This is a genomic window from Aeromonas caviae (assembly GCF_000819785.1).
Lineage (GTDB): Bacteria > Pseudomonadota > Gammaproteobacteria > Enterobacterales > Aeromonadaceae > Aeromonas > Aeromonas caviae.
Genome location: NZ_CDBK01000069.1, coordinates 1 through 17,710 on the forward strand (window position 1 = coordinate 1; position 17,710 = coordinate 17,710).

Below are 17,710 nucleotides of genomic sequence, written 5' to 3' on the forward strand. Positions count from 1 at the left end.
ATTCAAATTGTTAAAGAGCGTCACGCTTATCGCGTTGAGGAGGCGCATCTTACGCTCCTCACTTCGAAAGTCAAGCGGTTGTTTTCGCTTTTCTTTCGGCGCCCACTTCCTAAGGAAGCTGGCTCATCAGGTTGGCGTGTCCCGCCGTGCTGGTAGGGGCGCATTATAGGGAGCCGCGCCGTGATGACAAGAGCTTTTTGTAAAAATGCGCTCGTTTGCTGAAAAAGCAGGCTAAACCCCATGAAATGAGAGTTTACCCCAGTTTCATGCCGCTTTTTTGTTCATACCGTCAGTCTGGGCCTGAATGTAGTTGACCCAGCTGGTCGCCCTGTCTTGCCAGTTGTTCTGCTGTTGCAGCTCGCGAGCCAACACCAGCGCCTGAGCATATTGTTCTTTATTGAGGTGTGCCTGCACCAGCAGGGCCTTGGCTCTGTTGCCCTGCTCTCCCTTCACTGACTTGATGGCCGAGAGCTGGGTCATGGCGGCATCCGTCTTGCCCTGTTGCAGCAGCAGTTCGGCGGCACGCATGGCGGCCTTGGGGTGAGCATGTTCCCGGGCAAGCAGTTGCCAGCTGTCCACAGCCTTCGGCCACTCACGTGCCCCTTCCCACAACTGGGCCAGCAATTGGCGATTCTCTGCGCTCTGCTTCATCTGTCCCTTGGCCATGGCAGACTCCAGCAGACGCGCACCGCGATAGGGCAGTCCCTGCCAGGCATACAGGCGGATTAGCTGGTTGCGGGCGGCGGCATCATCCATCAGTTGACGGTCGATGGCAGTTTGCAGCAGTGCAAGCGCTCGATCACCACGCTTGGCGGAGAGATTGAGCGACACAGCCTGCTGCCACCACTTGCTCTCTTTTGGCTCGCGGCGGATCAACTCTTCGGCCTGATCCGCAGCCACGCCGTAACGCTGCAATGCAGTGAGGGAGGAGAGGCGGATGATGGCTGCCTGCTTCTGCCAGCTTTTCTTCAACAGTTGTTCACTCTGGCTGGCTGCCTCGCCGTACTGCTTGTTGTGGTAATAGAGGCCAGCCAAGCGCAGACGCAAGGCATCGTCAGCCTTGATGGCCAATGCGGCCTTGTAGCTGGCGATGGCGCCGGGCCAGTTGGATTGCTGGGCCTGGATATCCCCTCGCAGACGCAACAACTGAAGTCGTTGCTGCTCTGGCCACTCTTTATAGGCAAGAGCCTGCTCCACGTAGCGACTCGCCTGTGCGGTCTGCTGCAGGTTGGCGGCTAGAGAGGCCTGTAACTGCGCCAGCCAGGCGTGCTCAGCCTCGGAACCGGGTTTGAGCACAGCCGCCTTGCTCTGGGCCTGTTGCCACTGGCCAGATTGATAGAGCTTCATCACGGGCTCCAGCTGGCGGGAGAAATGAGGGCTCACCTCCATCGCCAGACAGGCTTGGCTGACCAGGGCCAGCAGACAGATCCAGATCCGCAACATGGTTATGACTCCAATTTGAATTTGAGCGTGATGACTTGCACCAGCTTGTCGGTGGCGCCCGGCCTCGGCTGATAGCGCCACTTGTTGATCGCCTGAATGGCCGCTCGCTCGAACTGACGCTTCGGCTTGGCCTCGACCACCTCCACATCCTGTACCCGCCCATCGGCATCGACGCTGAAACGCAGGGTCACGGACCCCTCGATGCCGGCCTGCTGGGCCCGGTAGGGATAAACAGGCTCAACCCGTTGCAGTGGCATCAAGAGGTCACCGGCACCGATTCCAGCGCCCTGCTGCTGACCATGGAAATTGCCGCTCGCGACCGGAGTGGGACTGGTCGCCACGCCAGGGGCAGAGACCTGTACCGCACTCAGGGTCGAGACCAGATCCAGGCTCGGCTGTACCGAAGGCAACGGGGCCGCCGCCGGCATGGGCATCGGTGTCGAGGCCAGCGCGGCAGGCGGCTCCGGCAGGGGTTCCGGCTCCTGGGGTACCGGCCGCTCACGCACCTGTACCTCGGTCACCTCGTTCTGCATGTTGATGACGATGGATTTCTGCTCTGTGGTCGCCTTCTCCCCTCCGGGCGGCTCCACCAGGGTGGCCATGAACAACAGGATGCCCAGACTGAGGGCGATCCCCAGTCCCAGGCTCATCAACTTGTGTTTCATTTCGGTGCCACCGCCACGGCGATGTTGGCGATGCCTGCCGCCTTGGCTTCATCCATCACCCGCACCACCTTGCCGTGGGGTACCCGTTCATCGGCCTGGATCACCAGGCTTGCCTCGGGCTGCTCCGCCAACAGTCGGGCGAGGGTGGCCTGCACCCGCTCCACATCCACCTGTTTGCGGTCGAGGAAGATCTGCCCCTGAGCGCCGATCGCCAGCATGATGCTGGACGATTTCTGCGCCTTGGCCTGGCTGGCCTGGGGTCTGTGTACCTCAAGCCCGGCTTCGCGCACGAAGGAGGTGGTCACGATGAAGAAGATCAGCATGATGAAGACGATATCCAGCATGGGGGTCATGTCGATCTGCACTTCATCGCGCTGGCGTTTGGATTGCCGTCTCATTGCATTACCTTCTCTTCTCGCAGGCCGTCCCGGGTCTTGGCCAGCGCACGCTTGGCCTGACTCTCGAGCCGGCTGAGTAACAACACGCCGGAGAGGGCCACCACCATGCCTGCCATGGTGGGGATGGTGGCGCGGGAGATCCCGCCCGCCATGCTCTCCGGGTTAAAGCGGTTGGCCGCAGCCAGCGCATCGAATACGCCTATCATGCCGGTCACTGTACCCAGCAACCCCAGCATGGGGCAGAGCACCACCAGGGTGCGGATGAAGATCAGATGACGGTTGAGCGCCAGCTCCACTTCTGCCAGCCAGCGCCCGCGAATCGCGCGAGCGTGCCAACTGTGACGCTCGCGACGCGCCTGCCAGCGGCCCAGCAGCTCACGCTGCAACGGTGCAAACCCCAGGTTGAGGTAGAGCAGCCGCTCGATCATCAGAATCCACATCAGCACCAGCAAGGCCAGAATGACCCAGAGCACCGGGCCGCCACGGCCCATGAAGCTCTGCAACTGCTGCCAGATGTCGAGCATCATGCTACCCGCTCCACCCTGTCACCATTGCTTTCGGCCCGCTCGGCCAGGATCCCGGCCACCTGCTGTTCCAGCACGTTGGAAAGCTCGGTGAAACGGGACTGCAACAGGCTGTGGGCCAGGATCAGCGGAATGGCCGCCACCAGACCCTGCACCGTGGTGACCAGGGCCATGGAGATGCCGCCCGCCATGATCTTGGGATCGCCGGTACCGAACTGGGTGATGGCCTGGAAGGTGCCGATCATACCGGTCACTGTCCCGAGCAGACCCAGCATGGGGGCGATGGCCGCGATCACCTTAACCATGCCGATGCCGCGCTCCAGGCGAGGGGTCTCCTGCAGGATCGCCTCATCCAGACGCAGTTCGAGGGTCTCCATGCTCAGTTCTGGATGCTTGTCAGCCACCGTCAGCACCCGGCCGAGGGCGTTGTCGGCATGATATTCACCGCTCTTGAGCTGGCGACGAACCCGACCCAGTTCGCGAGAGAGGCTCCACAGCCGTACTCCAGCGATCCCCAGGCCGATGGCTGCCAGCAGCACGATGATGGCGCCGACCTGGCCGCCCTGCTGGACTTGCTGCCAGAAGGTGGGCGCCTGGGCCAGCATATCGAGCAGAACACCGTGGGAGGGATCCAGCGGCAACGCTTCTCCCTCCTGACCCTGATAAGCGGCCACAGCGGAAAGCACGCTGCCTGGCAGGCCCAGCACCGGACTCAGGCCTTCGGCCTCCGGTTGCAAGAAACCCGCATCGCCCAGCAGGGCGAAGCTGCCGATCCGGGTCAACGTCTGCTCGCTGGCAACGCCCTGGGCATCGAGCACCTTGCCGTTGAACTGGGCAACCCGGCCCGATTCGCGGATCTCCTGCAGCAAGGTGGCTGGCAGCAGGGCAAGGGCGGCGCGATCAGGCACCTGTTTATCCTGTGCCATGGTTTTCAGCGGGGCGAGACGATCAGGATACTGGCCCTCGACGGCGGATTCGCTCAGCAACTTGACCGCATCGCTGGCGCCCTGACGGGTGACCGCAAAGATCTCGTTCATGTCGCCGGAGGCCTGCTCCCACTGGGTATTGAGCTCCACCAGCTGCTTTTCATTGGCCGCGAACTGGCTGGCCAGCTCCTTGCTCAGGCGCTGGGCCTCGGCCAGCTTGGCACGGGCACTGCTCAGCTCCCTGGAGACAGACGCCAGATCCTGCTGAGCCTTCTGCTCACGGGCCTGTTCCTGCTGCTGCCAGGCTTCCTCGGCCACGACGGCTGTGGTGCCCAGAGAGAGGGCGAGGGCAAGGGGTAACCACTTCATGGTGACGCTCATGTCTGGGCCTCCTGACCACGGCTGACGGAAAGGGGGACATTCAACAACTGGGGAACTTTCTTGTCGGCAGCCATTTCCAACGCCTCGGCGATGGGGGAGAGCCACTGGCCGTCGAGGGCTTGCCATTGCTTGCTCTGCGCAGACCAGCGCCACGCCTGGGAGCGATCGGCGGTCATCGCCAGCAGGGAGACCCGGCCCAGAGCCAGCACGTCGACCCGGCGCGGTGCGCCATCCAGCACCAGCTCGGCGGAATAATGGTCCAGTCTGCTGCCGTATTCGGCTTCAATCTGATAGGCCTGCAATAGCTGGCGGAACTTCTCCGCCTCGCTCACATCGGCTCTAGCCAGCGTCGCTTTCAAGGCAGCAACCCGCGCCAGACGATCCTCTCTGCGTAGCGGGATGTCATCCTGTACCAGCTGTTCCAGATCGGCTTGCATCTGCAGCATCAGGGGGACAAGCCCCTGTCTGGTCTCCTGTACCGCCTCCAACTGCTGGTTCAGCTTGCCCAGCTCGTTTTGCTGATCGGCCACCAGAGACTGCATATAGCGGTTGTAGGCTTCCAGATCCCGCAGTTGCAGTTGGGCATTTTGCAGCTCAATCCTGGCGGCGACGGCGCCATCGGCGGCTTTCTCCACACGCAGCTGGGAGGCTTTCCCGTCGGCGATACTGTTCTTCAATGCTGGCGCAACCACCTCGTCGGCGGACACGACGCAATGAACGGCCATGGGTAACAAGGCCAGACCCCAAAACTTGTTCATGATATAAATCTTAACAATGATAACTATTCTCATTGTCTCAAAGAGTAGGGTCACTGGCAATCAGATGATTTTCTTGGCCTCTGGCCGAAAAAACAGGATACTTTTTAGACAAGTACGGGAATAACTGGCGTTGGTAGTCGCAACACCATTTTAAATAACTAAAAAATGTCTTTTCGATCAGCAAGATAAGTGATCGAAAAAGGAGACTTACATGTTTAACGATGCGATCTGGGAACACATAGATCGGTTCACCAAGGCGAAGAAGACCAGCGAGATCCAGCAACAACTGGAGCGCTTCAGTCATCAGATGGGGTTTGATTACTTCCGTTTGCTGATTATTTTCCCCATCAGCATGCAGAAATCCCATGTGGCGTTGTTCAACAACTGCCCCACCAGCTGGTTTGATGCCTATTCGGAACGGCACTACCTGACCCAGGATCCGGTCGTCTTCCTGGGACTGAAGCAGACCCAGCCCATCTTCTGGAACAAGCTCGATTGTGATGCCCCCTGGTTGCCCAGCGCCAGCAGGGAGGTGATGAACCTCGCCGCCGACTTCGGGGTGAGGAACGGCGTCTCCTTCCCGCTGCACACGCCGCAGGGGGAACACGGCATCCTCTCTTTCATCAGCAAGGAGAAGTCCAATTCCGATCTGATGTTTGAAAACGTTCCCCTGCTGTCATTCTGCGCCAGCTACATCTTCAACTCGGCCCTGACCCTCATCAAGGCCAGGCCAGACCTGATGAAATACCTGGCCGAGCTGTCGGATCGGGAGAAGGAGTGCCTGTTCTGGGCCAGCGAGGGCAAGACCTCCTGGGAGATCGCCACCATCCTCGGCATCAGCGAGCGAACCGTGAACTTCCACCTCAATCAGGTCACCAACAAGACGGACTCGCGCAACCGCAACCAGGCGATCGCCAAGAGCATCTCCAGCGGCATCATAGTGCCCTCGCTGGACGATGTGACCATCACCAACCTGCGGCTGTCGTAGCCTGTTTTGCCAAAACAAAAAGAGCCGCAATGCGGCTCTTTTTTCATTTCCGGCGACGGCTTATTCCACAGTCACGGATTTGGCCAGGTTGCGCGGCTGATCCACGTCGGTGCCCTTGATGAGGGCGACGTGGTAGGAGAGCAACTGCAACGGCACGGTATAGACGATCGGCGCGATCATCTCTTCCACGTGGTTCAGGCTCATCACCCGCATGGTCTCGTCGCTCTTGAAACCGGCGTCCGCATCGGCGAACACATAGAGGATACCGCCACGGGCACGCACCTCTTCCACGTTGGACTTGAGCTTCTCCAGCAGATCGTTGTTCGGCGCTACGACGATGATGGGCATCTCGGCATCGATCAGCGCCAGCGGGCCATGCTTCAACTCACCGGCGGCATAGGCCTCGGCGTGGATGTAGGAGATTTCCTTGAGTTTGAGCGCCCCTTCCATGGCGATGGGGTACTGACTGCCACGACCGAGGAACAGGCTATGGTGCTTGTCGGCAAACTCTTCGGCCAGAGTCTCGATCTGCTTGGCCAGGGCCAGGCTCTCCTTGATGCGCACAGGCAGGGCTTGCAGCGCCTTGACCAGTTCGGCCTCGGCGGCGGCACTCAGGTTGCCACGGCAGTGACCGACGGAGGCCACCAGCATCAGCAGACCAGCCAACTGGGTGGTGAACGCTTTGGTGGACGCCACCCCGATCTCGGCACCAGCCCGGGTCATGAAGGCCAGGTCGGATTCGCGCACCAGGGAGGAGCCTGGTACGTTGCAGATGGCCAGGGAGCTCATGTAACCAGACTCCTTGGCCAGACGCAGGGCTGCCAGGGTATCGGCAGTCTCGCCGCTCTGGGAGAGGGTCACCAGCAGGCTGTTGGGACGCACCACCGACTTGCGATAGCGGAACTCGGAGGCGATCTCCACGTCGCAGGAGACGCCGGCGATCTCTTCGAACCAGTAGCGCGCCACCATGCCGGAGTTGTAGGAGGTGCCGCAGGCGACGATCTGGACGTGCTCGACCTTGTCGAAAATGGCACGGGCGCCGTTGCCGAAGGACTCGACCACCACGTGATCGCTGCCCAGGCGGCCTTCCAGGGTATTGGTGATGGCCTTGGGCTGCTCGTAGATCTCCTTGAGCATGTAGTGGCGGTATTCACCCTTGTCACCGGCATCGTGGGAGAGCTCGGACTCCAGCTCCTCGCGTACCACGGCATGGCCGTCGGTATCGAAGATATGCACGTCGCGGCGGGTCACTTCGGCCACATCGCCCTCTTCCAGGAAGATGAAGCGGCGGGTCACCGGCAGCAGGGCCATCTGGTCGGAGGCGATGAAGTTCTCGCCGATGCCGCGGCCGATCACCAGGGGGGAGCCGGAGCGGGCCACCACCACGCGGCTGTCGTCACGGCTGTCCATCACCACGGTGCCGTAGGCGCCGCGCAGCTGCTTCACCGCTACCTGCATGGCCGCCAGCAGGCTGGGGGCGGATTTCAGCTCGTGGTGCACCAGGTGGGCAATCACTTCGGTGTCGGTGTCGGAGCTGAACACATAGCCCAGCGCCTTCAACTCTTCCCGCAGCTCTTCGTGGTTCTCGATGATGCCGTTGTGCACCACCACGATATGCTCGGAGACGTGGGGGTGAGCATTGCGCTCGGACGGCTCGCCATGGGTAGCCCAGCGGGTGTGGGCAATGCCGGTACCACCGTGGACGGACTGCTCTTCCAGTGCCTTGGCCAGTTCGGCCACCTTTCCGAGGCGACGCACCCGCTGCAGCGGCTGGTTGGCGCTGAACACGGCAACACCGGCCGAATCGTAGCCACGGTATTCCAGACGGCGCAGGCCCTCTACCAGGATTTCAGCCACATCACGTTGGGCGACGGCCCCGACGATGCCACACATACACTTCTCCTTGAAACGTAAGACGTTAATTCGGTTGGATAATGGTTTGTTCAAATCACACGGCCACGGGGGCGCAAATCAGCGTGATCCCCCTGGCCTGAATCTGTTCTCTGGCCGCATTGCTCAGCCCCTCGTCGGTCACCAGGGTATGGATGCCGGACCAGGGCAGCTCGAGATTGGGGATTTTTCGGCCGATCTTCTCCGACTCCACCATGACGATGACCTCCCGCGACACTTCGGCCATGACCCGGGAGAGGCCCACCAGCTCGTTGAAGGTGGTGGTGCCCCGCTCCGGGTCGATGCCATCGGCACCGATGAAGAGCTGGTCGAAGTCATAGGAGCGCAGCACCTGCTCCGCCACCTGCCCCTGGAAAGATTCGGAATGGGGATCCCAGGTCCCGCCTGTCATCAGCAGGGTGGGCTCGTTTTCCAGCTCGCGCAGGGCACCGGCCACATTGAGGGAGTTGGTCATGACGATGAGGCCGCGCTTGTTGCCCAGCATGGGGATCATGGCGCTGGTGGTGCTGCCGCTGTCGATGATGACGCGGTTGTGATCGCGGATCCGCTCGGCGGCAGCGCGGGCGATAGCCAGCTTTCGATTCGAAACTTGTTCCGGGTTGCTGTCCACCACCATCTCGCTGGGGAGGGGAACGGCACCGCCGTAGCGACGCAGCAACAGGCCACCGGTCTCCAGCACCGCCAGATCTTTGCGGATGGTCACCTCGGAAGTGGCGAAGTGTTTGGCCAGGGCATCGACGCTGACTTCCCCCTGCTCCTGCACCAGACTCACTATGGTGTGACGGCGCTGCTGTGTGTTGCGTTTGGTCATTTATAAGTTTCGATTCGAAAGAATGGCGAAATATTAATGCCTTTTCGGGAAAAATCAAACGGCAAATAGGATCCGATTTGGTTCGATGCCAGAATGAGGAACCGATTTGCGACGAGGACGCCATGCAAAAACGACTCATCTGGCTGGTGGAAGATGAAGCCAGCATTGCCGATACCCTGATCTATGCCCTGCAGACCGATGGTTTCGAGGTGGAGTGGTTCCCCCTCGGTCAGCCGTTGCTGGCGCGACTGGAACAGACGCGACCGGATTTTTTGATCCTGGATGTGGGGCTGCCGGACATCAGCGGCTTCGAACTGTGCAAGCGGGTGCGGGCACTGACCGATATTCCCCTGATGTTTCTCACCGCCCGCAGCGAGGAGATAGACAGGCTGATCGGGCTGGAGATAGGGGCAGACGACTACGTGGCCAAACCCTTCTCGCCCCGTGAGGTGTGCGCCCGGGTGCGGGTCATCCTGCGCCGCAGCCAGCCCGCCCCCTCCCAGCCGATACAGCCACTCGCCCTGGACGAGGAGCGGGCACGAATCTGCTTCCTGGGCCAGCCCCTGACGCTCACCCGCTATGAGTACCTGCTGCTCAAGACCCTGATGCTGGCGCCGGGTCGGGTCTACTCCCGCCAGCAGCTGATGGATCTGGTGTGGCAGGATGCGGAAGAGAGTCTGGATCGCACCGTCGACACCCACATCAAGACCCTGAGAGCCAAGCTGCGGGAGCGGGACCCTGACGCCAACCTGATCCTGACACACCGCGGGCTGGGCTACAGTCTGGAGCTGGCATGAACTCAGGGTGGCCGGGCATCGGCAGGGGGATGAGATGAGAATCGGATTGCAACTGCTGTGCGGCCTGGTGCTGATCTTCGCCCTGGCCGCCTGGTTCGTGCTGGAGATCTTCGTCGAGGAGATCAAGCCCGGGGTACGCAGCGCCACCGAAGATACCCTGGTAGACATGGCGCAGATGCTGGCCCCCCTGGCCCTGGACGACATGCAGGAAGGAAAGATGGCGAATGGCCGGCTGGCCAGCGCCTTCGCCCGCCTCAACCAGAGTCCCATCAATGCCCTCATCGATGGCCACCTCAAGCAGCAGGCGGAGTACCGCATCTATGTGACCGACGCAAAAGGCAGGGTGGTCTACGACTCGGACGGGGTGGATCTGGGCAAGGACTACTCGCGCTGGAACGACGTCTACCTGACCCTGCGTGGCGAATATGGCGCCCGCAGCACCCGCACCGATCCCGACGATGCTGCCAGCTCGACCATGTATGTGGCAGCTCCGCTGCGGGAAGGGGCCGAGATCATCGGCTCCCTCACCGTCGCCAAGCCCAACAGCACCCTGCAGCCCATGATAGAGCGCAGCGAACACCAGTTGCTGAAAGGGGCGGCCCTGCTGCTGTTCATCTCGCTGCTCATCGGCGCCTTGCTGGTGTGGTGGCTCAACCGTGCCATCGGCAAGCTGGTGCACTATGCGGATGCAATCAGCCAGGGTCAGCCCGCCAGCCTGCCGCGCCTCTACAGCCCCGAACTGGACAGGCTAGGCCACTCCCTGGAGACCATGCGCCGCCAACTGGACGGCAAGGCCTATATCGAGGCCTATGTCCACAGCCTGACCCACGAGCTCAAAAGCCCGCTGGCGGCAATTCGCGGGGCGGGGGAGATCCTGGCCGAGGCGCCGCCGCCGGACATCGCAAAGCGCTTTATCGGCAACATCAATCTGGAGACGGCTCGCATGCAGCAGCTGATCGAACGCATGCTGCAACTCGCCCGCCTCGAATCAGGGCAGGGGCTGGACAGACAATCCGTTGAGCCGGCCCGGCTGGGCAGACGGGTGCTCGACGCCCGCCAGATCCAGGCCCAGCGCCGCCAGATCGCCCTGCACGCCGAGCTGGGGGAAGGTCAGAAGCAGAAGTGGGATCCCCTGCTGGTGGAGCAGGCCCTTGGCAACCTGCTGGACAACGCCCTCGATTTCGCCCCCGCCGGCAGCACCCTGGTGCTGAGCGGCGCCATGGAGGAGGGGGGTTACTGCTACCGGGTGCGGGATCAGGGTCCAGGCATTCCCGACTTTGCGCTGCCCAGGATTTTCGAGCGTTTCTACTCCCTGCCAAGGCCAGACAAGGGAAAAAGCAGCGGCCTCGGGCTCAGTTTTGCCATGGAGGTGGCACGCCAGCATGGCGGCCATCTTGCTCTTGCCAATCAGCCGGGCGGGGGGGTGCTGGCCACACTGTGGCTGCCCGGCAACTGAGGACACTTCACACCAAGCACACAGAGCCGGGCTAAGCTGCACCTCCTCGATGACGACCGTCCCCGTCGATGCGCATTCATATTAATCAAGGAGATAGATATGCCCCGTATGCTGTTGTCCGGTCTGCTTGCCGCCGGCCTCTTCTGTGCACTGCCTGCCAGCGCCGCTTCTGGCTGCATGCTGTTTGCCGATGGCACCGGCAAACCCGTCAGCACCCAGGGGGACTGTGCCGCCCAGTTGACCCCGGCCTCCACCTTCAAGATCCCGCTGGCACTGATGGGCTATGACAGCGGCTTTCTGGTGGATGAACAACTGCCGGCCCTGCCGTTCAAGGCCGGTGACCCTGATTTCCTGCCGGAGTGGAAACAGACCACCACCCCGAGCAGCTGGATGCAATTCTCGGTCATCTGGTACTCGCAGCGCCTCACCGAGTGGCTGGGAGAAGCTCGCTTCCAGCACTACGTGGACAGCTTCGACTACGGCAACCGGGATCTTGAAGGCAACCCGGGCAAGCACGACGGTCTGACCCAGGCCTGGCTCAGCGCCAGCCTCGCCATCAGCCCCCAGGAGCAAGCCCGCTTCCTCGGCAAGATGGTGAGCGGCAAGCTGCCGGTCTCCGCCCAGACCCTGCGCCATACCGCCAACCTGATGCGTCAGCCCGACATCGACGGTTGGCAGATCCACGGCAAGACCGGCATGGGTTACCCCAAGCTGCTGGATGGCAGCCTGGACAGGGAGCAGCAGATCGGCTGGTTCGTCGGCTGGGCCAGCAAACAGGACAAGACGCTCATCTTCGTCCACACCGTTATCCAGAAGCCGGGCAAGCAGTTCGCTTCCCTCAGGGCCAGGGAGGAGGTGTTCGCCGCCCTGCCGGCCCGGTTGAAGACACTCTGATGCCAGCAACACCGGCGCCTGGCGCCGGTTTTTTTATCCCCCTTCACCACCGCTTCACACTGCCCCATCCTCCCTTCACGCGACCCCGGCACACTCCCGTTCAACAACAAGGAGACGTGTCATGGTCAAACAGATTTTCACCCACAAGATCGCCCTGCTGCTGTTGCTCTGCCTGCTGATGATGATCCCGGTTCACGCCATCATGGAGCTGAATCGGGAGCGCCAGGCCTATCGCAATCAGGCCATTCACAGCATCATGGCCAGCCACAGCGGGCCCCAACGCCTGATGGGGCCCGTACTGGTACAGCCCTATACCCGGACCGTCACCGTCGAGCAGGATGGCAAACATTTCGAGCGCAAGGAGCAGGTCTATCGCTACCTGCTGCCCAAGAGGCTGGATGTGCGGGCCAGCATGGAGGTGACCCCGCGCAAGCTCGGTATCTATCAGGCCCAGATTTATCACAGTCGCCTCTCCCTCTCCGGCCTGATGCCCACCAGCCTGGCTGACAAGGGGCTGGTGGCCGGTAACCCGAACCTGAGCTTCGACCCGGCTGATCCCGCCCTGGTGCCGGGCAAACACTATCTCAGCCTGATCCTCTCCGATGCCCGGGGCATCAGCCGCGTACCCGAACTGCAATGGGGGAAGCAACGCATCCCGTTTGCCCCTGGCGCCCAGCTGGGGGACGGGCGAGTGGGGATCCATGCCCCGCTCGACGCCTTGCCAGACGAAGATGGCCGCTTTCACATCGAGCTGGATCTGCAGGGCATGAATGCGCTGGAAGTGGTGCCGCTCGGACAGGACAGCCGGTTTCACCTGAACGGCAACTGGCCCCATCCCAATTTTCTCGGCGACTTTCTGCCCGGTGAACGCACCCTTGCGGATCAAGGGTTCGAGGCAAGCTGGCAGACCAGCTGGTTCGCCACCGACATGGAGAGCCGCTTCAACCGCATGATGAAGGGAGCGGGCACCAAACTGCCGTCATTCAGCGTCAGCCTGGTGCAACCGGTGGATCACTATCAGCTGAACGAGCGGGCCGCCAAATATGCCCTGCTGTTCATCGGCCTCACCTTCATCAGCTTCTTCATGTTCGAGCTGCTAAAAGGGCTGCGGGTACACCCCATCCAGTACGCACTGGTGGGCATGGGGCTGGCCATCTTCTATCTGGTGCTGCTGGCGCTGACCGAGCATCTCGGCTTTGCCTGGGCCTATCTCATTGCCGCCCTGGCCAGTGTGGCCCTCAACGGCTTCTACCTGAGCCATGTGCTGGGCGGCCCGAAACAGGGCATGGGATTCGCCGCCCTGCTGGGGCTGGTCTACGCCATCCTGTTCGGGCTGCTGCAGGCCGAGGAGACAGCCCTGTTGCTCGGCGCCCTGCTGCTGTTCGCCACCCTGGCGCTGGTCATGGGGCTGACTCGCAAGCTCGACTGGTATCAGGTGATGGAGAACAGTCCCTCCGCCACCGCATGGGCGGCCCCCCAGCCATCGACCAGTGACACCAGCCATCAGCCATAAGCAAAAAAACCGGCGCCCTCGGGCGCCGGTTTGCATTTCATTGATCGGGCATCACTTCTTCTTGACCGGACGGGGCCAGTTCGGAATGTGCCGCTGGGGCACTCGGGTGATCACCAGCTCGTTTTCCGCCACATCCTTGGTGATGGTAGAACCCGCCCCCAGGGTCGCCCCCTTGCCGATCCGCACCGGCGCCACCAGCTGGGTATCGGAGCCGACGAAGACATCGTCCTCGATGATGGTCTGGAACTTGTTCACCCCATCGTAATTGCAGGTGATGGTGCCGGCACCGATATTCACCCCGGCTCCGATCTCGGCATCACCCAGATAGGTCAGATGACCGCACTTCGAGCCCACCCCCAGCCGAGCCTTCTTCATCTCGACGAAGTTGCCGACATGGGCATCCTGCTCCAGCACGGCACCCGGGCGCAGGCGGGTAAAGGGCCCGACCGAGCACTGGTCGGCAATTTGCGCACCTTCGATGACGGAGTAGGGTTTCACCTCGGTGTGGTCGCCGATCACGCAATCCTTCAATACGCTGCCGGCACCGATGCGCACGTGATTGCCCAGCACCACCTTGCCTTCGATGATGACGTTGACGTCGATCACCACCTCCTCCCCGATTTCCAGGGTGCCGCGCAGATCGAAACGGGCCGGATCGATCAGGGTGGCGCCAGCGATCATCAGCTTCTCGGCCTGCATCTGCTGGTAGCTGCGCTCAAGCTGGGCCAACTGCACCCGGTTGTTGGCCCCTTCCACTTCCATGGTGCTGTCAGGGTGGACGGCGGCGATGGCACAACCATCCCCATGGGCCATGGCGATGACGTCGGTCAGATAGAACTCGCCCTGGGCGTTCTTGTTGTCGAGGCGCGACAGCCAGCCGCGCAGCTGGGCACCGTTCGCCACCAGCACGCCGGTGTTCACTTCGCGGATGGCAAGTTGCTCGGCGTTGGCATCCTTCTGCTCGACAATGCCGACCACCTGACCATGTTCCCGCACGATGCGGCCATAGCCGGTCGGGTTGTCCAGCACCACGGTCAGCAACGCCATGCCATCGTCGGCCTTGGCGGCCAGCAAGCGTTGCAGGGTCTCGGGCTGGATCAGCGGGGTATCGCCGTAGAGCACCAGCACGTCGTCTTCGTCATGCCAGAACGGAATGGCCTGGGCGACGGCATGGCCGGTCCCCAGTTGCTGGGCCTGCAGCACCCAGTTCAGGTCGGATGCCTGGATCCGCTCCTTCAGCAGTTCGGCGCCGTGGCCGTACACCAGGTGCAGCTGTTCGGCACCGATCTGGCGGGCGGTCTCGATCACATGGGAGACCATGGGCTTGCTGGCAACGGGGTGCAGCACCTTGGGCAGGGAGGAACGCATGCGGGTGCCTTTGCCCGCAGCCAGGATCACGACGTTGAGAGACATAGCTAGCCTTTGAAACAGGTGGAAATGCTGGGCGGAGTCTATCCAACGGGCAAAAAAAAAGCGACCCGAAGGTCGCTTTTTGCATCACCGTGATTAACGGTAATTCTTTTTGACGATATCGATAACCCGCAACTGGGCCATCGCTTTGGCCAGCTCGGCAGACGCCTGAGCATAGTCGATATCACCATGGGAGCTGTTGATCCGCTCTTCGGCACGACGTTTGGCTTCCTGGGCTTTCGCCTCATCCAGATCGTCTGCGCGAATGGCGGTATCGGCCAGCACGGTCACGGCTTCGGGTTGTACTTCCAGCATGCCGCCGGAGATGTACAGCACCTCTTCGCTACCATTTTGCTTGATCAAGCGGACCAGGCCCGGCTTGATGGCAGTCAGCAACGGAGCATGACCGTGGCGGAGACCCAGCTCACCTTCGGAGCCTGATACCTGGGCAGATTGCACGCGACCGGAAAACAGTTTTCCTTCGGCGCTCACCACATCCAGGTGAAAGGAGATCATCTCAGCCATGGGCCCTCCTATCGAGGCTTACAGTTTCTTGGACTTCTCGACGACTTCGTCGATGCCGCCAACCATGTAGAACGCCTGCTCCGGCAGATCGTCATACTCGCCCTTCAGGATGCCCTGGAAGCCACGGATGGTTTCCTTCAGCGGCACGTATTTGCCCGGAGAACCGGTAAATACTTCGGCCACGAAGAACGGCTGGGACAGGAAACGCTCGATCTTACGGGCACGGGCTACGGTCAGTTTGTCTTCTTCTGACAGTTCATCCATACCCAGGATGGCGATGATGTCCTTCAGCTCCTTGTAGCGCTGCAGTACGGTCTGAACGCCACGAGCGGTCTCGTAGTGCTCCTTGCCAACCACCAGCGGATCCAGCTGACGGGAGGTGGAGTCCAGCGGGTCAACGGCCGGGTAGATACCCAGTGCCGCGATCTGACGGGACAGTACGACGGTCGCATCCAGGTGGGCGAAGGTGGTCGCCGGAGACGGGTCGGTCAAGTCATCCGCAGGCACGTAAACGGCCTGTACGGAGGTGATGGAACCAGTCTTGGTGGAGGTGATGCGCTCTTGCAGAACACCCATCTCCTCGGCCAGGGTCGGCTGGTAACCTACTGCGGAGGGCATACGGCCCAGCAGTGCGGATACTTCGGTACCGGCCAGGGTGTAACGGTAGATGTTGTCCACGAAGAACAGCACGTCACGACCTTCGTCACGGAACTTCTCGGCCATGGTCAGGCCGGTCAGCGCCACGCGCAGACGGTTTCCGGGCGGCTCGTTCATCTGACCGTAAACCAGAGATACTTTGTCCAGTACGTTGGACTCCATCATCTCGTGGTAGAAGTCGTTACCCTCACGGGTACGCTCACCTACACCGGCGAACACGGAGTAACCGCTGTGCTCGATCGCGATGTTACGGATCAGCTCCATCATGTTGACGGTCTTGCCTACGCCGGCGCCGCCGAACAGACCAACCTTACCACCCTTGGCGAACGGACATACCAGGTCGATAACCTTGATGCCGGTCTCCAGCAGCTCGGTGCTGTTGGACTGATCTTCGTAGCTGGGGGCTTCGCGGTGGATGGACCAACGCTCTTCTTCGCCGATCGGACCCTTCTCGTCGATGGGGTCGCCCAGTACGTTCATGATACGGCCCAGGGTCGAGGTACCGACCGGTACCTGGATGGCCTTGCCGCTGTTAACTACTTCCAACCCACGACGCAGACCGTCGGAGGAACCCATGGTGATGCAACGCACGACGCCGCCGCCGATCTGTTGCTGAACTTCCAGTACCAGACCCTGGCCTTGGCCTTCGCTGACAACCTTCAGTGCATCGTACACCTGGGGCACGGCATTCTGCGGGAACTCGATGTCCACCACAGCGCCGATGATTTGGACGATGAAACCGTTACTCATGTCAAATCCTCTAAACCTTTGATAACCCTTGCCTTACACCGCAGCAGCACCGGAAACGATCTCTGTGAGCTCCTGGGTAATACTGGCCTGACGGGCCTTGTTGTATACCAGTTGCAGATCGTTAATCAGGTTGCCGGCGTTGTCAGTCGCGGCTTGCATGGCAACCATTCGGGCTGCCTGTTCACTTGCCAAGTTTTCTACCACACCCTGGTAGACCTGGGATTCGACGTAGCGAATCAGCAGGGTATCCAGCAGTTGCTTGGGATCCGGCTCATAGAGGTAGTCCCAGTGGTGCTTCTTGGCGAGCTTGCTGTCTTCTGTTACGGGCAAAGGCAGCAGTTGATCGACTTTTGGTTGCTGAACCATGGTGTTGACGAACTTGTTGTACACCAGATACAGCCTGTCAATCTCACCGTTGTCGTAAGCCTTCAGCATGACCTTCACTGAACCGATCAGGTCATTGACGCTCGGGTTGTCACCCAGTCCGGAGACGTGGGCTTTCACCTTGGCGCCGTGCCGTTCAAAGAAGTTGGAGGCCTTGTTACCGATCAATGCCAGGTCAACCTTGGCACCTTTCGCGCTCCATTGCTTCATATCATTGAGGGCAGCCTTGAACAGGTTGATGTTCAGACCACCACACAGGCCACGGTCGGTGGAGACGACGATGTAACCCACTCGCTTCACCTCACGTTCGATGAGGTAGGGGTGCTTGTATTCCAAGTTCCCCTGAGCGATATGGCCGATCACCTTGCGCATGGTTTCAGCGTACGGACGGCTGGCAGACATGCGTTCCTGCGCACGGCGCATCTTGCTCGCTGCCACCATTTCCATAGCGCTGGTGATCTTCTGAGTGTTCTTCACACTCCCGATCTTGTTACGTATCTCTTTTGCGCCGGCCATCTC

The 17,710-nt window shown here is 61.1% G+C and carries 17 protein-coding genes; 5 read left to right on the top strand and 12 right to left on the bottom strand.

All coding sequences use genetic code 11. The features are described from left to right. Window positions 1-264 precede the first annotated feature (264 nt). From BN1120_RS10890 to BN1120_RS10915, 6 genes are read right to left on the bottom strand one after another with little or no spacing between them, the layout of a single operon-like run. Complete coding sequence (locus BN1120_RS10890; RefSeq protein ID WP_042016111.1) at window positions 265-1,443, bottom strand: tetratricopeptide repeat protein; 1,179 nt, start codon at window positions 1,441-1,443, stop codon at window positions 265-267. A 2-nt stretch (window positions 1,444-1,445) separates the two neighbouring features. After that, window positions 1,446-2,108, bottom strand: a complete 663-nt coding sequence (locus BN1120_RS10895; RefSeq protein WP_042016113.1) for an energy transducer TonB — start codon at window positions 2,106-2,108, stop codon at window positions 1,446-1,448. Beyond that, window positions 2,105-2,506 carry an ExbD/TolR family protein gene (locus BN1120_RS10900; protein WP_010672232.1) on the bottom strand — a complete coding sequence of 134 codons (402 nt, stop codon included), beginning with the start codon at window positions 2,504-2,506 and terminating at the stop codon, window positions 2,105-2,107. The genes BN1120_RS10895 and BN1120_RS10900 overlap by 4 nt, the downstream gene beginning before the upstream one ends. Beyond that, window positions 2,503-3,033: a MotA/TolQ/ExbB proton channel family protein gene (locus tag BN1120_RS10905; RefSeq protein WP_010672233.1), complete on the bottom strand. Its 531-nt coding sequence runs from the start codon at window positions 3,031-3,033 to the stop codon at window positions 2,503-2,505. The genes BN1120_RS10900 and BN1120_RS10905 overlap by 4 nt, the downstream gene beginning before the upstream one ends. Continuing rightward, the gene (locus tag BN1120_RS10910; RefSeq protein WP_042016115.1) at window positions 3,030-4,337 is read right to left on the bottom strand and encodes a MotA/TolQ/ExbB proton channel family protein; all 1,308 of its coding nucleotides are present in this window, start codon (window positions 4,335-4,337) and stop codon (window positions 3,030-3,032) included. Before BN1120_RS10910 ends, BN1120_RS10905 begins: the two co-directional genes overlap by 4 nt. After that, window positions 4,334-5,095 carry a DUF3450 domain-containing protein gene (locus BN1120_RS10915; protein ID WP_042016117.1) on the bottom strand — a complete coding sequence of 254 codons (762 nt, stop codon included), beginning with the start codon at window positions 5,093-5,095 and terminating at the stop codon, window positions 4,334-4,336. The genes BN1120_RS10910 and BN1120_RS10915 overlap by 4 nt, the downstream gene beginning before the upstream one ends. A 211-nt stretch (window positions 5,096-5,306) precedes the next feature. Between BN1120_RS10915 and BN1120_RS10920 the strand changes: the two genes are divergently transcribed. Continuing rightward, window positions 5,307-6,083: a LuxR family transcriptional regulator gene (locus BN1120_RS10920; protein ID WP_010672236.1), complete on the top strand. Its 777-nt coding sequence runs from the start codon at window positions 5,307-5,309 to the stop codon at window positions 6,081-6,083. A gap of 60 nt (window positions 6,084-6,143) precedes the next feature. Here BN1120_RS10920 and glmS read toward each other — a convergent pair whose 3' ends face one another. Then, complete coding sequence (gene glmS / locus BN1120_RS10925) at window positions 6,144-7,976, bottom strand: glutamine--fructose-6-phosphate transaminase (isomerizing) (RefSeq protein ID WP_042016118.1); 1,833 nt, start codon at window positions 7,974-7,976, stop codon at window positions 6,144-6,146. 55 nt (window positions 7,977-8,031) lie between these two features. Then, a complete protein-coding gene (locus BN1120_RS10930; RefSeq protein WP_010672253.1) occupies window positions 8,032-8,805 on the bottom strand; it encodes a DeoR/GlpR family DNA-binding transcription regulator in 774 nt (257 codons plus the stop codon). 122 nt (window positions 8,806-8,927) lie between these two features. Here BN1120_RS10930 and blrA point away from each other — a divergent pair, with 122 nt between their 5' ends. From blrA to creD, 4 genes are all read left to right on the top strand, one after another. Beyond that, a complete protein-coding gene (blrA, locus tag BN1120_RS10935) occupies window positions 8,928-9,602 on the top strand; it encodes a beta-lactam response regulator transcription factor BlrA (RefSeq protein ID WP_010672254.1) in 675 nt (224 codons plus the stop codon). A gap of 34 nt (window positions 9,603-9,636) precedes the next feature. Beyond that, window positions 9,637-11,058: a beta-lactam sensor histidine kinase BlrB gene (gene blrB / locus BN1120_RS10940; RefSeq protein WP_042016190.1), complete on the top strand. Its 1,422-nt coding sequence runs from the start codon at window positions 9,637-9,639 to the stop codon at window positions 11,056-11,058. A gap of 99 nt (window positions 11,059-11,157) precedes the next feature. Then, window positions 11,158-11,952 (top strand): class D beta-lactamase OXA-1163, encoded by a 795-nt coding sequence (locus tag BN1120_RS10945; protein ID WP_042016119.1) that lies wholly within the window; start codon window positions 11,158-11,160, stop codon window positions 11,950-11,952. A gap of 121 nt (window positions 11,953-12,073) precedes the next feature. Further along, window positions 12,074-13,465 carry a cell envelope integrity protein CreD gene (gene creD / locus BN1120_RS10950; protein WP_042016120.1) on the top strand — a complete coding sequence of 464 codons (1,392 nt, stop codon included), beginning with the start codon at window positions 12,074-12,076 and terminating at the stop codon, window positions 13,463-13,465. 51 nt (window positions 13,466-13,516) lie between these two features. On the opposite strand, the gene glmU is transcribed toward creD, so the two are convergent. The 4 genes from glmU to atpG form a co-directional block, all read right to left on the bottom strand. Beyond that, entirely contained in the window at window positions 13,517-14,878 is a 1,362-nt protein-coding gene (glmU, locus tag BN1120_RS10955; protein ID WP_042016121.1) for a bifunctional UDP-N-acetylglucosamine diphosphorylase/glucosamine-1-phosphate N-acetyltransferase GlmU, read from the bottom strand. A 93-nt stretch (window positions 14,879-14,971) separates the two neighbouring features. Then, a complete protein-coding gene (locus tag BN1120_RS10960; RefSeq protein WP_010672259.1) occupies window positions 14,972-15,400 on the bottom strand; it encodes a F0F1 ATP synthase subunit epsilon in 429 nt (142 codons plus the stop codon). 18 nt (window positions 15,401-15,418) lie between these two features. Beyond that, window positions 15,419-16,807: a F0F1 ATP synthase subunit beta gene (gene atpD / locus BN1120_RS10965; protein WP_010672260.1), complete on the bottom strand. Its 1,389-nt coding sequence runs from the start codon at window positions 16,805-16,807 to the stop codon at window positions 15,419-15,421. Window positions 16,808-16,840: 33 nt separating this feature from the next. Continuing rightward, entirely contained in the window at window positions 16,841-17,707 is an 867-nt protein-coding gene (gene atpG / locus BN1120_RS10970) for a F0F1 ATP synthase subunit gamma (RefSeq protein ID WP_010672261.1), read from the bottom strand. Between the last annotated feature and the right edge of the window lie 3 nt (window positions 17,708-17,710).

What these genes read in the sequence shown, in the direction of transcription:
- BN1120_RS10920 (WP_010672236.1), top strand. Translation starts at nt 5,307, where the DNA reads ATGTTTAACGATGCGATCTGGGAACACATAGATCGGTTCACCAAGGCG.
- glmS (WP_042016118.1), bottom strand. Translation starts at nt 7,976, where the DNA reads ATGTGTGGCATCGTCGGGGCCGTCGCCCAACGTGATGTGGCTGAAATC.
- blrA (WP_010672254.1), top strand. Translation starts at nt 8,928, where the DNA reads ATGCAAAAACGACTCATCTGGCTGGTGGAAGATGAAGCCAGCATTGCC.
- BN1120_RS10905 (WP_010672233.1), bottom strand. Translation starts at nt 3,033, where the DNA reads ATGATGCTCGACATCTGGCAGCAGTTGCAGAGCTTCATGGGCCGTGGC.
- BN1120_RS10900 (WP_010672232.1), bottom strand. Translation starts at nt 2,506, where the DNA reads ATGAGACGGCAATCCAAACGCCAGCGCGATGAAGTGCAGATCGACATG.
- BN1120_RS10930 (WP_010672253.1), bottom strand. Translation starts at nt 8,805, where the DNA reads ATGACCAAACGCAACACACAGCAGCGCCGTCACACCATAGTGAGTCTG.
- BN1120_RS10960 (WP_010672259.1), bottom strand. Translation starts at nt 15,400, where the DNA reads ATGGCTGAGATGATCTCCTTTCACCTGGATGTGGTGAGCGCCGAAGGA.
- atpD (WP_010672260.1), bottom strand. Translation starts at nt 16,807, where the DNA reads ATGAGTAACGGTTTCATCGTCCAAATCATCGGCGCTGTGGTGGACATC.
- BN1120_RS10910 (WP_042016115.1), bottom strand. Translation starts at nt 4,337, where the DNA reads ATGAGCGTCACCATGAAGTGGTTACCCCTTGCCCTCGCCCTCTCTCTG.
- atpG (WP_010672261.1), bottom strand. Translation starts at nt 17,707, where the DNA reads ATGGCCGGCGCAAAAGAGATACGTAACAAGATCGGGAGTGTGAAGAAC.
- blrB (WP_042016190.1), top strand. Translation starts at nt 9,637, where the DNA reads ATGAGAATCGGATTGCAACTGCTGTGCGGCCTGGTGCTGATCTTCGCC.
- creD (WP_042016120.1), top strand. Translation starts at nt 12,074, where the DNA reads ATGGTCAAACAGATTTTCACCCACAAGATCGCCCTGCTGCTGTTGCTC.
- BN1120_RS10945 (WP_042016119.1), top strand. Translation starts at nt 11,158, where the DNA reads ATGCCCCGTATGCTGTTGTCCGGTCTGCTTGCCGCCGGCCTCTTCTGT.
- BN1120_RS10890 (WP_042016111.1), bottom strand. Translation starts at nt 1,443, where the DNA reads ATGTTGCGGATCTGGATCTGTCTGCTGGCCCTGGTCAGCCAAGCCTGT.
- glmU (WP_042016121.1), bottom strand. Translation starts at nt 14,878, where the DNA reads ATGTCTCTCAACGTCGTGATCCTGGCTGCGGGCAAAGGCACCCGCATG.
- BN1120_RS10895 (WP_042016113.1), bottom strand. Translation starts at nt 2,108, where the DNA reads ATGAAACACAAGTTGATGAGCCTGGGACTGGGGATCGCCCTCAGTCTG.
- BN1120_RS10915 (WP_042016117.1), bottom strand. Translation starts at nt 5,095, where the DNA reads ATGAACAAGTTTTGGGGTCTGGCCTTGTTACCCATGGCCGTTCATTGC.